At 63.5% G+C, this 15,158-nt stretch carries 10 protein-coding genes; 2 read left to right on the top strand and 8 right to left on the bottom strand.

The genetic code is table 11. The features are described 5' to 3' along the window. Nucleotides 1-93: 93 nt before the first annotated feature. From algK to yaaA, 5 genes are all read right to left on the bottom strand, one after another. A complete protein-coding gene (gene algK, locus ACUXVH_RS08210) occupies nucleotides 94-1,599 on the bottom strand; it encodes an alginate biosynthesis TPR repeat lipoprotein AlgK (RefSeq protein ID WP_065364590.1) in 1,506 nt (501 codons plus the stop codon). Nucleotides 1,600-1,608: 9 nt separating this feature from the next. Beyond that, nucleotides 1,609-2,778: an alginate biosynthesis protein Alg44 gene (locus tag ACUXVH_RS08205; RefSeq protein ID WP_011059375.1), complete on the bottom strand. Its 1,170-nt coding sequence runs from the start codon at nucleotides 2,776-2,778 to the stop codon at nucleotides 1,609-1,611. Nucleotides 2,779-2,813: 35 nt separating this feature from the next. Then, nucleotides 2,814-4,295, bottom strand: a complete 1,482-nt coding sequence (gene alg8, locus ACUXVH_RS08200) for a mannuronan synthase (RefSeq protein WP_065364589.1) — start codon at nucleotides 4,293-4,295, stop codon at nucleotides 2,814-2,816. Between the two features lie 142 nt (nucleotides 4,296-4,437). Then, nucleotides 4,438-5,754 carry a nucleotide sugar dehydrogenase gene (locus tag ACUXVH_RS08195; RefSeq protein ID WP_011059377.1) on the bottom strand — a complete coding sequence of 439 codons (1,317 nt, stop codon included), beginning with the start codon at nucleotides 5,752-5,754 and terminating at the stop codon, nucleotides 4,438-4,440. 813 nt (nucleotides 5,755-6,567) lie between these two features. Beyond that, nucleotides 6,568-7,347, bottom strand: a complete 780-nt coding sequence (gene yaaA / locus ACUXVH_RS08190) for a peroxide stress protein YaaA (protein ID WP_011059378.1) — start codon at nucleotides 7,345-7,347, stop codon at nucleotides 6,568-6,570. A gap of 211 nt (nucleotides 7,348-7,558) precedes the next feature. Here yaaA and ACUXVH_RS08185 point away from each other — a divergent pair, with 211 nt between their 5' ends. Next, nucleotides 7,559-8,683 (top strand): polysaccharide deacetylase family protein, encoded by a 1,125-nt coding sequence (locus ACUXVH_RS08185; protein ID WP_011059379.1) that lies wholly within the window; start codon nucleotides 7,559-7,561, stop codon nucleotides 8,681-8,683. Between the two features lie 346 nt (nucleotides 8,684-9,029). Further along, complete coding sequence (locus tag ACUXVH_RS08180; protein ID WP_011059380.1) at nucleotides 9,030-10,424, top strand: PhoH family protein; 1,395 nt, start codon at nucleotides 9,030-9,032, stop codon at nucleotides 10,422-10,424. 59 nt (nucleotides 10,425-10,483) lie between these two features. On the opposite strand, the gene ACUXVH_RS08175 is transcribed toward ACUXVH_RS08180, so the two are convergent. From ACUXVH_RS08175 to ACUXVH_RS08165, 3 genes are read right to left on the bottom strand one after another with little or no spacing between them, the layout of a single operon-like run. After that, nucleotides 10,484-13,546 (bottom strand): MexW/MexI family multidrug efflux RND transporter permease subunit, encoded by a 3,063-nt coding sequence (locus tag ACUXVH_RS08175; RefSeq protein WP_011059381.1) that lies wholly within the window; start codon nucleotides 13,544-13,546, stop codon nucleotides 10,484-10,486. Further along, on the bottom strand, nucleotides 13,543-14,694 hold the full coding sequence (locus ACUXVH_RS08170) for an efflux RND transporter periplasmic adaptor subunit (protein WP_015634242.1): 1,152 nt from the start codon (nucleotides 14,692-14,694) through the stop codon (nucleotides 13,543-13,545). Before ACUXVH_RS08170 ends, ACUXVH_RS08175 begins: the two co-directional genes overlap by 4 nt. 30 nt (nucleotides 14,695-14,724) lie before the next feature. Next, a complete protein-coding gene (locus tag ACUXVH_RS08165) occupies nucleotides 14,725-15,138 on the bottom strand; it encodes a VOC family protein (RefSeq protein ID WP_011059383.1) in 414 nt (137 codons plus the stop codon). Between the last annotated feature and the right edge of the window lie 20 nt (nucleotides 15,139-15,158).

Genomic DNA, 15,158 nt, shown 5'->3' with positions numbered 1-15,158 from the left:
GTGCCCGGTCGCGCAGGCCGTTGTGGCGAGCGCTTCGCGCTTGGTCGCAGCCTGCGGTAGCGGCTACAGGGGCGGTGTTGAATGGGATGGACTTCATAGGGATTCCTCGCCGTCTTCTTCCTGCAGCGCGTGCAGTTGCAGCGTGTTCTGGGTCAGGGCACCGCGCGCCGCCTGCTCCTGTTGCAGCAGGCGCTGGGCTTCGGCGCGCTGGCCGGGGGGCAGTTGTTGATCCAGCTGCTGGGCCAGTTCGTTGGCCTGTGGGGTGTCCTGGGCCTTGGCCAACTGGCTGAAGACGTAGGCGTTGACCGGGTTGGGCGCGGTGCCGCGGCCCTGGGAAAACAGCTGGGCAATGGCGAAGTCGGCGCTGTTCTGGCCGTTGCGGGCAGCCGTCAGCAGGTGGTCCAGGGCTTTTTGCGGGTACACCTGGCCCAGGTAGCCACGGCGGTAGATCTGACCCAGGTAGTAGTCGGCGGCGACTTCGCGGCCCACGGCTTTCTGGAAGTGCGCCTCGGCCACCTTGGCGTCCGCCGGCACCCACTTGCCTTCGTAGTAGAGCTTGCCCAGCAGCAGTTCGGCCCGGGGCTGGTCGGCGGCGCGGCCGTTCTCCAGGTATTCCATCATCTTGTCGACGTCACCCAGCTCGGGGAAGTCGTAGAGCAGTTGCGCCAGGCTGACCCAGGAGGCCGGGTAGCCGGGGGCGACCTGCTCCAGCAGGGCCTGGGCGGTCTTTTCGTCCGGCTTGCCCAGGCTGGCATCGCCCAGTACCCGGGCCACGCTGTCGACCCGCTGGGCACTGACGCTGCCACGGCTGTAGCCGGCCTCCAGTCGCTTGATCAGCTCGGCCTGCTGTTCTGGCTGGCCGCGTTTCTGGTAGACGGTGGCCAGCTCGACGTAGCAGATGTCGGTGCTGTCGAGGGCGGCCTTGCAGATGCTTTCCACCTGGTCCAGGTGCTGGTCGTAGGTGCCCTGGGTGCGGTACAGCAGGACCTGGGCCAGACCGGCTTCCGGATAGCCGGCGGCGCGCCATTGGCTGATCTGCTGCTGGGCGTCGACGTTGGGGAAGCTGTGGGGGTATTGCAGGTACAGCATCGCCAGGGGGATCAGGGTGTTGCCTTCGCCATTGGCAAAGGCTTTCTTCAGCAGGCCTTCGGCTTCGTGCTGCTCGGCCTCGCTGGAGCCGGGCTTGGCCACCAGCAGGCGCCCCAGGCGCGCCTGGGCACGGGGCGAGGTGTCGGCTGCGGCGCGGTAGGTGGCCTCGGCCTGCTTGATCTGCGCCGGGTCGCGGCTTTCCACCTGAATGTCGGCCAGGCCCACTTGCGCTTCGCTGTAGCCCAGGTCTGCCAGTTGGCGGTAGTTCTGCTGGGCCAGGGCGGTGTCGCCGCGCTTCAGGGCCTCGTTGGCCAGGCGCTGGTCCGGCAGGCCGGCGCAACCGGCCAGGCTCACGGCCAGCGCCAGGGCGCACAGGGCCAGATGGCGGCGGCCTTGAGCGCTTTCGCGAGCAAGCTCGCTCCTACGGGAGGCGGCGGTGTTCTGGTAGGAGCGAGCTTGCTCGCGATCGAGTGCGCAGCACTCGCCAATGAAAAGGCTAGTCACAGGCATGTCCTCCGCTCAGAGACCCGCAGCCATGGCTTTGTCGATCAGCCAGTTCATCGATGGTCCGCGGTCGCTGCTGACTTCCACCGGGCGGCCGGCGAAGGCGCTGCTCAGGGGCGCGTCGGGCTTGATCTGCACGCGGATGTCGGAGGACAGGTCGTTGCTGTTGAGGCTGGCGCTGCTGACGATGGTGCCGGTGCGCACTTCATCCTCGCCGGCGATCTGGAAGTTGACCTTGGTGCCCGGGCGCACGTCGCCGAACTGGCGGTAGGAGAACCGCGCCTCGACATTGGCCAGGCTATTGCGCGGCACCAGCTGGAAGATCACGTCGCCCTTGCTGGCGTACTGCCCGTCGGCCACCAGTTGCTGGGCCACGGTGCAGTCGCAGGGGGAGGTCAGGGTGCCGGTCATCTGCTTGCCGAACAGTTCCTCGACCTTGGCCGGTTGCAGCTGGTTCTCGTCCAGGTGGCCCTTGAGCACGTCCAGCATGCTGGTGCTGAAGCTGGCCAGGGGCGCGCCTTTGGCGACGCTGCCATCGGTCTGCACCAGGCTCTGCACGGTGCCGTCGCGCGGCATGGTGACGTTCATCCCCGGAACGTTGACCAGGCCGGCCTCGGCGTGGCTGACGAAGTACATGCCGTACACCGACTTGAGGATGAAACCGAAGGCGGCAAGGCCGACGATGAAGATCCCAGCGCTGAAGGTCACCGCCCGCAGGCGCCCCAGCGGAGTCATGCCGCTGCCGCTGTCCTTGTTCTTGCGCGCCTTGGTGAAGTTGTCCCGCTGCAGGGTGGCGAGCACGTCGCCCATGCTGACGATGTCGCCGGCCAGGTGCGAGGTGATCAGGTGGCGCAGGGTGGAGATGTCCTGGGGTTCGAGGTTCTGGAACTGGCAACCGACGCGGCCGCTCTGGCGATCGAAGGAGCGGACCTGCAGCTCGACGTCCATGGCCAGGCCGAGGTTGTCGATGACAAATTGCAGGCGGCCCTTGTGCACTTCGCCCACGGTCAGCATCTGCTGCCCGGCGTTGAAGCTCAGGCCGCCGGCGGAGAGGTCGTGGACCCGCACTTCAAGAGGCTTGGCCTCGGTTCCGAAGAAGCGCAGCTTGGCCGGGATCTTGACCCGGGCGTGCTGGCGTTGGGCTTCGGATTCATGCACTACATTGACGTTCACGGCGGTGTTCATAGAGTCGATTTCCTAGTTAATTCAGGCAAGGCGGTTCAGACCATCAGCAGCAGGACAGCGACGAACACGCTGCCGGCCGAGAAGGTCATGGTCCGAGACGACCAGGTGTTGAACCAACGTTGAAAACTGGCCAGGTCGCGGGTCAGCTTGGTGTCCTGGCGGGTCCAGGATTGCTGGTCGAGGCGGAAGAACACGTAGATCTTCACCAGCGCGCCGACGATCTGGTTGTAATAGAGAATCAAGGGGTAGGCCGGGCCGATGCGGTGCCCCGAGCAGGACAGCAGCAGGGTCAGGATCAGGCGGGTAATGCCGATCCACAGCAGGTAGGCCAGGATGAAGGCGGTGCCGTACTTGAAGCTGGCGATGATCGCCACGGTCAGGCCCAGCAGCGAGGTCCACATCGACACGCGCTGGTCGAACAGCACCACGCTGGTGAACAGCCCCAGGCGTTTCATGCCCAGGCCGAGGGCCCGGGAGTTCTGCCGCAGGTTGTTGCCGTACCAGCGGAACATCAGCTTGCGGCTGGCCTTGATGAAGCTCTTCTCCGGCGGGTGCTCCACGGTGTTGATTGCCGCGTCAGGCACGTAGAAGGTGTCGTAGCCCAGGCGCATCAGGCTGAACCAGCTGGACTTGTCGTCGCCGGTAAGGAACTTGAAGCGGCCCAGGCGCCAGTGCTGCAGGGAGTCGCTTTCCACGTCGGCGATGAAGTCCGGGTCGGTGACCACGGTGGCGCGAAACACCGACATGCGCCCGGTCATGGTCAGCACGCGCTTGGACAGGGCCATGGAGCACATGTTGATGTGGCGCTGGGCGAAGCGCAGCTTGTGCCATTCGCTCATGATGTAGCCGCCGCGCACTTCGCAGAATTCGTTGGTGGTCAGGCCGCCGACATTGCCGAACAGCTGGAACCAGGGCACGGTCTTGCGTACCACGCCTTCGCCGAGCACGGTGTCGCCGTCGATCACCGCTACCACGGCGCGGCTGTCCGGCAGGTGGCGGGAGATGGCACGAAAGCCGAAGGCCAGGCCATCACGCTTGCCGGTGCCGGGGATGCGCACGAAGTCCAGCTTGACCCGCTCCGGCGGGTTCATCCGCGCCCACAGGCTTTTCACCAGCAGCTCGTCGGACATTTCCACGATCGAGCAGACCACGGTGGTGGGGAAGCCGCAGTCGATGGCTTCACGGATGACCGAGCCGTAGACCTGGGCGGTGGTCAGCGCGTCGATCCGGAAGCTGGTGACCATCAGGTACACATGGGACGGGTCCGCCGCGCTGCCGAGCTTGCGCACCTTGCGCCGCAGGTGCGGGTAGACCACGTAGAGAAACAGCATGCCGCGCACGAAGTGCGTGGCACCCATCGAGTAGCGCCAGATGCCCACGGCGCCAATCAGGAAAATGAAGTCCTGGGACTGTGAGTCGAAGGTCGAGGCGGGCAGCAACAAGGCCATGCCCATCAGCAAACTCAAGTAGAACAGCCAACCGGCGGCCTGAAGCAGGCCGTGCTTTAGCCTGTGCATAATCTGCGTCCATCAAGGTCTCGGGCGAGCCTGTGGGGTGGCCCGAGGGGGGTTAAGGCAGGCATGGAGATCTGGGAGGGCCAGATCGCTGGCCAGCCAGCTCCTACGGGGATGGGGTAGGAGCCGGCTGGCTGGCGAACCCTTACCAGCAGATCCCTTCGGTACGGCCTTTGCTGCAGGTAGCCTTGGACATGAAGCCCACCAGGTCGATGACCTGCTTGCCGTGGGGCACGTCTTCGGCCAGGGCGCGGAACTTCTCGTCGCGGTTGCCGAGAATGATCACGTCGGAGTTGCCGATTACCGCGTCGAAGTCCGAGTTGAGCAGGGACGAAACGTGGGGGATCTTCGACTCGATGTAGTCCTTGTTGGCGCCGTGAACCCGGGCGTACTCGACGTTGCTGTCGTAGATGCTCAGGTCGAAGCCCTTGCCGATGAGCATTTCCGCCAGTTCCACCAGCGGGCTCTCGCGCAGGTCGTCGGTGCCGGCCTTGAAGCTCAGGCCCAGCAGGGCGACCTTGCGCTTGTCATGGCTGGAAACGATGTCGAAGGCGTTCTGCACCTGGGATTCATTGCTGCGCATCAGCGAGTTGAGCAGGGGCGCCTCAATGTCCAGGGAGCCGGCGCGGTAGGTCAGGGCGCGCACGTCCTTGGGCAGGCACGATCCGCCGAAGGCGAAGCCCGGGCGCATGTAGTACTGGGACAGGTTGAGGGTCTTGTCCTGGCAGACCACGTCCATCACTTCACGGCCGTCCACGCCCACCGCCTTGGCGATGTTGCCGATCTCGTTGGCGAAGGTGACCTTGGTGGCGTGCCAGACGTTGCAGGTGTACTTGATCATCTCGGCGACTTCGATGTCCTTGCGGATGATCGGTGCATCGAGCTCTTCGTACAGCGCTTGCAGCACATCACCGGAGGCCTGGTCGAACTGGCCGATCACGGTCATGGGCGGGAAGTCGTAGTCCTTGATCGCGGTGCTTTCACGCAGGAACTCGGGGTTCACCGCGACGCCGAAATCCACCCCGGCCTTCTTGCCCGAGCAGTCTTCGAGGATCGGGATCACCACGTTCTTCACGGTGCCCGGCAGCACGGTGCTGCGCACCACGATGGTGTGGCGGGTGGCCTTGTCGCGCAGGACGAAACCGATCTCGCGGCACACCGATTCGATGTAGTCCAGTTCCAGGTCGCCGTTCTTCTTGCTCGGGGTACCGACGCAGATCATCGACAGGTCGGTATCGCGAATGGCCTCGGCGAAGTTGGTGGTGCCACGCAGACGAGCGGTCTGGATTCCTTGCGCCAGAAGTTCGCCCAGGCCCGGTTCGACGATCGGCGACTTGCCGGCGTTGATCAGGTCGATCTTGTCTTTGGAGATATCTACGCCAACCACTTCATGGCCCCGTGCGGACAGGCAACCGGCACATACTGCACCGACGTAACCCAAACCAAATATGCTGATGCGCATCGCATTTACCTCTGTGTTATTCACGCCATTAGATGGCCGGAGTTAATGTTTGCCAGCTGTTGTTGCGCACTCGGAAGTCCAGCGAAGTACGCTGTAGTACCGTGTGCAGGCAGACTAAGTTCCGAGTGACTAAATAAATGCACTCAAGTTGTGCGCAACCGATCCATGTTGTTTTGACTTGCCCTTGAATGTTGCCGGCGGCTCCTGCTGCAGGTCCCTCGAGAAAAACCATCCGCGTTCCTGTGGATGGCTGGATGCCACGTAGTACGGGCTCTCCAGTTGTTTTCGGGGGCCTTGAAGGCCAGCTGTTCCTTGGCTCGTTAGGGGATAGTTGAGGTGCCTTATCTCCGTTTGTTTACCCTTTAGTTCAAGTTTGTGACTCGTTGGTCAAATCAATGTTGCAACTTGATTAGTTCCTCGTGAGTCCGTGTAAGTCATCTCCTACAACCTCGTTGAGAATCGTTACCGGTGGTATGAGCGGTGTCTGAAGGCATAGTTCCTGCCCGCTCATCCTGTTTTTCGAAATTTCTTGAAATATTGAGAAAGATGGCACTGCTCTCAAACTGATAGCACTAACGGTTTGAGCCTTTAGTTATGGGGAGTTGAAGCGAGGGGATATTTTTGTGCCACTACCGAATAAAAAAAGTGGTGCCACTACTGAAAAAAATCAGGGCTGTCGAGTGAAATAAAAGTTAGGCAAAACGCTGAAAGTTCTATGGCGCCAGAAAATTGGCTTATTAAAGGCGGGGAATGTGCGGATGATCACATTCTGGCGCGCTCGCCGGTTGGAAGCGAGCGCGGCAGGGGAACGCTTTATTCCGGTGCGTGGTCGCGCAGGAATACCAGGTTGTCGGCTTTGGACTGCTCCGCGCTGAAGCGGTAGCCCTGGACGTCGAATTGCTTGAGCTGAGCGGGGTCGTTGATGCGCTCCTGGATGACGAAGCGGCTCATCAGGCCACGGGCTTTCTTGGCATAGAAACTGATGATCTTGTACTGGCCGTTCTTCAGGTCCTTGAACTCGGTATTGATGATCCGCGCGTTCAGGGCCGTGCGCTTGACCGCCGAGAAGTACTCGTTGGAAGCCAGGTTCAGCAGCAGGTCGTCACCTTGCTCGGCCAGGGCCTCGTTCAGCCATTCGCTGATACGGGTGCCCCAGAAGGCATACAGGTCCTTGCCCCGGGCGTTGGCCAGCTTGGTGCCCATTTCCAGGCGATAGGGCTGCATCAGGTCCAGGGGGCGCAGCAGGCCGTACAGGCCGGAAAGCATGCGCAGATGCTGCTGGGCGTAGTCGAAATCCGCCTCGCTGAGGGTTTCGGCGTTGAGCCCGGTATAGACGTCGCCCTTGAACGCCAGCAGCGCCTGCTTGGCGTTGTCTGGAGTGAAGGCCGGGGTCCAGCTACCGAAGCGCGCGGCGTTGAGCCCGCCGATCTTGTCGGATACGTGCATCAGCTCGCTGATCTGCGCCGGGGTCAGTTCCCGCAGTTGCTGGATCAGTTCCTGGGAGTGGTCGAGGTATTGCGGCTGGGTGAAGCGCTGGGTAACCGGCGGTGTTTCGTAATCGAGGGTCTTGGCGGGTGAAATCACCATCAGCATGGGGTCGTCTCCTTTTGGCGTCGGGGGATTCTAGGGGCTCGGGCGCCCGGACTCCACCTATGATGGCGATAGTCATGACCGCTGATCGCGGTTCGCCGGCAAGCCGGCTCCCGCACGAGCCTGTAGGAGCCGGCTTGCCGGCGAAGGGGCCCTGATTCCTGGCACAGATCGGCTATAGTGCGGCGCGGGTTTTGTTCTGGAGGCATCCCTTTTGCGTATCGCGTTTCTCTTCTCGGCCTGGCTTCTGAGTTTCAGCGTGCTGGCAGCGCCCAATGATGTGGCGACCCTGGACCGCAGCACCTGGCCGGAAAGGCTCGACAATCCGACCCTGTTCGACGTCGCCTCGCGGGCCGAGATCCTCTCCTTCGCTCGCGCCTTGCTGATCAGCGAAGCCTGGGACGAGGCCTCGATGAAGCAGCGCCTGGGCCTGCGGATGATCAACATGGAGGCGATCTCTGAGCTGCGCGAACATCTGTGGCAGCGCCTGCTGGATAACTACAACTTCGCCCAGCAGAGCTGCGACCAGGACGCGTCCTTCTGTTACCTGGTGGAAAACATGCAGCAGTTGCGCAAGCAGGCCGGCAAGTTCCATCTGGCGCAGGACTCCTACTACGCGCGCTGGGGCGAGCCGAGCCGGACCTTCCACGAGCAGTACCTGGACGAATTGCTGCGCAAGGCCGCGCTGTCACCGCAGACCAGCAGCGAAGTGCTGCGCTTTGGCGACTACGAGCGCAATGGCGACGAGCTCAATGACCGGCTGTTTCTGCTGACCTTCGACAGCGCCGCCAACCTGGCGCCGGACAACACGCCCTGGCTCACCAACTACCTGCGCAAGGCCAACCTCAGCGGCACCTTCTTCGTTCTTGGCAACGATATCCAGAACCGTCTCGACAAGGCGTCGGTGGCCAGCCTGCAATCCCTGTATTCCCGGCAGTGCGTTGGGGTCCAGGGGTGGGAATTCCGTTCCCACAGCCATTGGCAGGACTGGCAGTACTCGATCCAGCGCAGCGCCGACCTGGTGAAAAGCAAGCTGCCGGAAAACTACGTGCCGCTGTTCCGCCCGCCCTATGGCCAGCGTCGCGCCGACGCCCAGGGCTTCTTCAATGCCCAGGGCATGCAGGTGGCGCTATGGGACATCGACGCCCAGGACGGCGCCGGCAAGCTCAAGGCCGAGGACAGCGGGCAGAGAGTGTTGACCTTGATGCTGCTGTGGCGACGCGGGGTGATCGCCTTCAATGCCAAGCAGGATGGGGTCAAGAGCAGCCTGCCCTGGTTGCTGGCCCAGACCGCGCAGAGCGGCATCGGTTGGGAAGACTGCCAGGATGCATTTCGCTGAAACGAAACAGCCTGCGCAAACAGGGAGAAATGGCGGCTGAAGAGGGGAAAAATAGCAGGATTTCGAGGCAGGCGGACTTCCGACTTTAACGGTGCCCGGGCCACTCGCCAAGGGCTATTCGTCACTCTGCAAAATAAACATCAAAAAAGCGTCAAAGTGCTTTTTCCTGTCACGGTTTTTGGAGTATTACGAACTCAGACCGCCGAAACCTGCGACACAGGTGGCGTCTCCCAAGACTCCTTGTGTGTGCAGGTCACCTGAACCCCCGCGGGTGAATTCGGTGGCCCTTCGAGGCGCGATACCCCATGGTATTGCGTCGACTGGCTCCCACATAAGGTGACCGAGTATGGATGACCACGGACGTAGCTCTTCTTCCAACCAGCCAATCCTTTATGTACTCGATACCAATGTATTGATTCACGATCCAAACGCCTTACTGAATTTCGAAGAACACCACGTCGCCATCCCCATGACCGTCCTCGAAGAGCTGGACAAGCTCAAGAGCGGGCATCACAGCGTGGCCGCCGAATGCCGCCAGGCCATCCGCCTGATCGACAAGACCCTGGGTGAAGCCTCACCCGAGGACGTCGAGCTGGGCGTACCGATCCAGCGTGGCAAGAGCGGGCCCAAGGGCTTGCTGTCGATCCTCATGAGCAAGCGCAACGAGCCCACCAGCCTGTTGCCGGACAACCTCAACGACAACATCATCATCAACCAGCTGATCGACCTGCACGCGCGCAACAAGGACCTGCCCGTGGTGCTGGTGACCAAAGACATCAACATGCGCCTCAAGGCGCGGGCCTGCGGGATCGCCGCCGAGGACTACAGCACCGACCAGCTGGTGGACGATGTTTCCCTGCTGCCCAATGGTTTCCACAACATGAGCGGCTCGTTCTGGGACCGCGTAAGCAAGGTGGAAACCCGCCAGGACCATGGCCGTACCTGGCACCAGGTGCAGTTGATCGACAACCTGCCGGCGGTGCACATCAATGAATTCATCATCGACGAACAGGGCTTTGTCGGCTGGATCAAGGAAATCCGCGCCGATGTGCTGCTGATCCTCGACCTGCATCAGGAGCCCCTGTTGCACCAGGAGGCCTGGGGCCTGAAACCGCGGGACATCTACCAGGGCCTGGCGCTGTACGCGCTGCTCGATCCGGATATCCACCTGGTCAACCTGTCCGGCGCCGCGGGCTCGGGCAAGACCATCCTGGCCCTGGCCGCCGCTATCGAGCAGACCATGGTCAGCAAGCGCTACCGGCGCATCATCGCCACCCGCAGCGTGCAGGGGCTGGACCAGGAGATCGGCTTCCTGCCCGGCACCGAGGCGGAGAAGATGGAACCCTGGCTGGGCGCCATCACCGACAACCTCGAAGCCCTGCACATGGATGACGAGAACACCCACGGCAGCGTCGACTACATCCTCAGCAAGGTGCCGTTGCAGTTCAAATCCCTGAACTACATCCGCGGCCGCAGCTTCCAGCAGAGCCTGATCCTGATCGACGAATGCCAGAACCTCACCCCGCACCAGATGAAGACCATCATCACCCGTGCCGGCGCCGGTTCCAAAGTGGTGTGCCTGGGCAACCTGGCACAGATCGATACCCCCTACCTGTCGGCCACCAGTTCTGGCCTGACCTACCTCACCGAACGTTTCAAGGACTTCCCCAACGGCGTGCACATCACCCTGCAAGGGGTGCCGCGCTCGATCCTGGCGGAATACGCCGAAAGCCACTTGTAACCTCACCCTGGAACACAACGGGCGGCCCTTGGGCCGCCCGTTGCACTTCTGGCGCAGGCTCAAGCCAGTTGCTGCAGTTCCTCCAGCTCGCTGGAGCGACTGTGGGCGCGTGCCATCAGGCTGTAGATCGACGGCAGCACGAACAGGGTGAACAGGGTGCCCACCAGCATGCCGATGACGATCACCAGCCCCAGGCCGAAACGGCTGCTGGCGCCGGCGCCGGAAGAAAACAGCAGCGGCACCAGCCCCACCACCATGGCGGCGGTGGTCATGAGGATCGGCCGCAGGCGGATCCGTGCCGCGCGGATAATCGCCTGGGCCGCAGTGCAGCCCAGGGCCGCGCGCAGTTCATTGGCGAACTCCACCATCAGGATGCCGTGCTTGCTGATGAGGCCGATCAGGGTCACCAGGCCGATCTGCGTGTAGATATTGATGGTCGCCAGCCCCAGCGCCAGGGGAATCAGCGCGCCACAGATCGACAGCGGCACGGTGATCAGGATGATCAGCGGGTCGCTCAGGCTTTCGTACTGCGCGGCCAGCACCATGTAGATCACGATGAGGGCGAACAGGAAAGTCAGCAGCAGGGCATTGCCTTCGTGGATGAACTGCCGCGAATCGGCCTGCCAGTCATGGCTGAAACTGGCGGGCAGGGCCTGGCTTTGCTGCTGCAGGAAGGCCACCGCCTGGCCCAGGCTGACCCCCGGGGCGGGGATGCCCTGGAAGGTCGCGGCATTCTGCTGGTTGAACTGCTTGAGCTTGTTGGGCTGGATGCTGTCATGCAGGCTGACCACGGTGGACAACGGCACCTGGGTGCCGCTGTCGGTCTCCACGTAGAAGCCGTTGAGGGCCTGGGGCGTCAGGCGCTGGGCTGCGGCGCTCTGGGGAATCACGTCGTAGGAGCGGCCTTGCAGGGCGAAGCGGTTGGTGTAGTTCTCGCCGATCAGCACCGCCAGGGTGGTGCCGATGTCCTGCATGCGGATGCCCAGGCTGTTGGCCTTGCTGCGATCGATGCGCACCTCGGTCACCGGGTTGTTGAACTCCAGGTCGCTGTCCACCACCGCGAACAGGCCGCTGGCCCGGGCCTGCTGCTTGATCTCCTCCATGGCCTGGAACAGCGAGCGGTAGTCCTCGGTGCTGCGGATCACCAGTTGCACCGGCAGGCCGCCGGTGGAGGCCGGCAGCGGCGGCAACTGGAAGACGAAGATCGAGTTGCCCTCGACCGCATCGACCTCCTGCTGCAACTGCTGCTGGATGCTGGCCGCGCTGCGCTGGCGTTGCGACCACTCGCTGAAGTTGACCCCGGCGAAACTGGCAGCCACGCCGTCGCTGCCATTGATGATCCAGGTGCTGACGGTTTCCGGCAGGCCCTGGAGGATCGCGTCCAGCTGGTAGGCATAGCGCTCGACATAGTCCAGGTTGGCGTGCTGCGGCGACTTGATCGCCAGCAGCAGGTTGCCCTGGTCTTCGTTGGGCGCCAGCTCCTTGCTGGCGTGGCCGTAGAGCCACGGCAGGCTGAGCAGCACCAGGGCGGCAAACGCCAGGACCGCGCCGCGCCAGCGCAGGGAACGCACCAGGCCGTGCTGGTAGAGACGTGCCAGCCAGTGGAAGAACTGCTCGGCCCAGCGGCTCATGCGGCCTTCCTGCTGCCCCGCCGGCAGCAGCGTGGCGCACATCACCGGGGTCAGGGTCAGGGCCACTACCCCGGAGATCAGCACCGCGCCGGCCAGGGTCAGGGCGAACTCCTTGAACAGCGCGCCGGTCAGCCCGCTCATCAGGCCGATGGGCATGTACACCGCAGCCAGGGTGATGGTCATGGCGATCACCGGCGAGGCGATTTCGCGGGCCCCGACAAAGGCCGCCTGCAACGGCGTGCGACCCTCCTTGAGGTGGCGGTGGATGTTCTCCATGACCACGATGGCATCGTCCACCACCAGGCCGATGGCCAGGACCATGGCCAGCAGAGTCAGGAGGTTGATGCTGAAGCCGAACAGGTGCATCAGCGCCAGTGCGCCGACCATCGACAGCGGAATGCTGACCACCGGGATCAGCACGCTGCGGGCCGAGCCCAGGCACAGGTAGATGATCGCCACCACGATCAGGATGGCTTCGATCAGGGTTTCGATGACCTCGATGATCGAGGCCTGGATGAAGTGGGCGGTCTCGAACGCCAGGGCCACCTCCACTCCCGGCGGCAGGGTCTTCTGGATCTCCGGCAGCAGGCGCTTGATGTCGGCGACGATCAGCAGCGGGTTGCCCTTGGGCGTGGCATACAGGCCCAGGTGCACCGCCGGCTTGCCGTCCATCAGCGCACTGGTTTCATAGGACGCCGAGCCCAGCTCGACCCGGGCGATGTCCCGCAGGCGCAGCAGGTGGTCGCCACGGTTGCTGATGACCATGTCGCGAAACTCGTCGAGGTTGCTCAGGTCGGTGTTGACCTGGATCGACGAGATCACGTACTGGCCCTTGATCTGCCCGGGGGCGGCCTGGAAGTTGTTGGCGCGGATCGCCTGTTCCACCTGGGCCGCGCTGACGCCGTGGCCGGCCATGCGCTGCGGGTCCAGCCACAGGCGCATGGCCAGGCGCTGGCCGCCGAAGGTCTCGACCTTGGCCACGCCCTCGATGCTGGAAAACAGCGGCTGTACCACCCGGCTGAGGTAGTCGCTCAGCGCCGAGGCGGACAGCGAGCGGCTGGCGAAACCGACATAGGCCACGGCGGTGGCGTCCCCGGCGGAACGCTCGATCACCGGGTCGTAGGCCTGCTCGGGCAGGCGGTACTTGACCTGGTTGACCTTGGCGATCACCTCGCTCAGGGTCTTCGACGAATCCTGGTTGAGGGCCATGCGCAGGGTGATCAGGCTGCGCCCCTGGACCGAGGACGAGCTGACGTAGTCCACCCCCTCCACCGAGGCCAGGGACTGGTTGATCGGCTGGGTGACAAAGCCCTGCATCAGCTCAGCCGGCGCCCCGGGGTAGTCGGTGGTGACGCTGATCACCGAGCTTTCCAGCAACGGGTACTGGCGCACCGGCAGGTTGCTGTAGGCCTTGAGCCCCGCCAGCAGGATCAGCAGGCTGACCACCAGCGCCAGCACCGGGCGGCGGACAAACAGATCGGTGAACTTCACGGCTCTTCTCCCGCGGCCAGGGTCGTCGCACTGCCGCCGGCATCGCTGAGCACGCTGTGCTGCTGCGGTTCGATCGGGGCGCCGTCACTGAGCTTGATCTGCCCGGACGTCACCACTTGCGCGCCCGGCGCCAGGCCGCTGTCGATCACCACCCGGCCGGCATGCCGCGCGCCGGTTTTCACCGATACCCGCTGCACCGTCGGCGCGCCCTGGGCATCCTTGGCCGGCTGGACCACGAACAACTCTTCGCCGTAGGCGTTATAGGTCACCGCGGTTTCCGGCACGCTCAAGGTGCCGCTGGGCAGCGGCTGGGCCAGCCGCACACGGGCGAACATATGGGGCAGGGCGCTGGCTGGCGGGTCTTGCAGGCGCGCCTGGATGCTCAGGGTGCGGGTGCGATCGAGAAACGGATCGACAGCGCTCACTTTGGCGCTGAGCACCTGCCCGGGCAGGGCGTCGAGAAGCACTTCCAGGGTCGCCCCTGGCGTGACCTGGGCCAGCGCCTGCTCGGGCACGCTGAAGTTGACGTACAGGCCCTTGTCGCCAATCAGGTTGATCAGTACGTCCCCGGGGTTCACGTATTGCCCAAGGTGCACCTTGCGAATGCCCAGGGTGCCGGCAAAGGGCGCGCGAATGGTGCGCTGCTCGATTTCCGCGGTCAGCGCCTGCAAGGCGCCCTTGGCGGTGGACAGCTCGGTCTGGGCATTGTCGAAGGCCTCCCTGGAGGTGGCGTTGACCGACACCAGGCGCCGCGAGCGTTCGAGGCGGATCCGGGCGTTTTCCATTTCCCCTTGCAGGCGCACCAGGTTGCCGCGCTGGGGCGCGTCGTTGAGCTGGACCAGGACCTGGCCGCGTTCGACCCGCTGCCCTGACTGGATCGGCAGGTTGACGATGCGCCCGCCGATTTCCGCCGGCACGCTCACTTGCTGGATCGCCTCCAGTTCGCCGATGGCTTCCAGGTAGTTGGGGAAGGGCAGGGTACTGGCCGTGGCCACGGCGACCTTGACCGGTGCCTGTGCATAGGCCTGTGGGCCGGGCCGGGCCCCGTGCCACAGCCACCCGGCCAGCAGGCCGACGGTCAGCAGCGCCGCGATCAGCGCCAGCCATGCGCGCAGGGAGGGGGGCTTGGTTACACCGACGGACACCATGACATTCACTCCTTGACGTCAGTTGCAGTTTCAGTAGATCGGCCAGCAACCGGGGGTGAGCAGCTCGACGAGGTTTTCATCCGGGTCGCGGAAATAGATGCTGGAGCCGCCCTTGGGCCATTCGGTACGACCTTCCAGGGGAATGCCGGAGCGGGCCAGGCGTTCCTTCCAGCCGGGCAGGTCCTGTTTGTCGATGGCAAAGCACACATGGATCCGCCCGCTGGCGTCGTGGGGCGGGATCTCGCCGCCGCTGAGGTATTTGGTGTGCAGCGAGGCGCCCCGCTTGAACAGCAACAGGGTATTCTGGCCGCCGATGTTCAGCGCCACGAGGACATCACTCTCGACCATGACTTCCAGCTGGAAGGTTTTTGCGTAGAATTCTTTCGCGATGTCGAGATCGTTCACATAAAGGGCTGTTTCAATAATTCGTTTGAGTTGCAGCATGTGTTGCTCCTTTTGGGACC

Source organism: Pseudomonas sp. 8(2025) (assembly GCF_052665325.1).
Note: the sequence above shows the minus strand (reverse complement) of the source record. Positions and strands in the feature narration are given on the sequence as shown.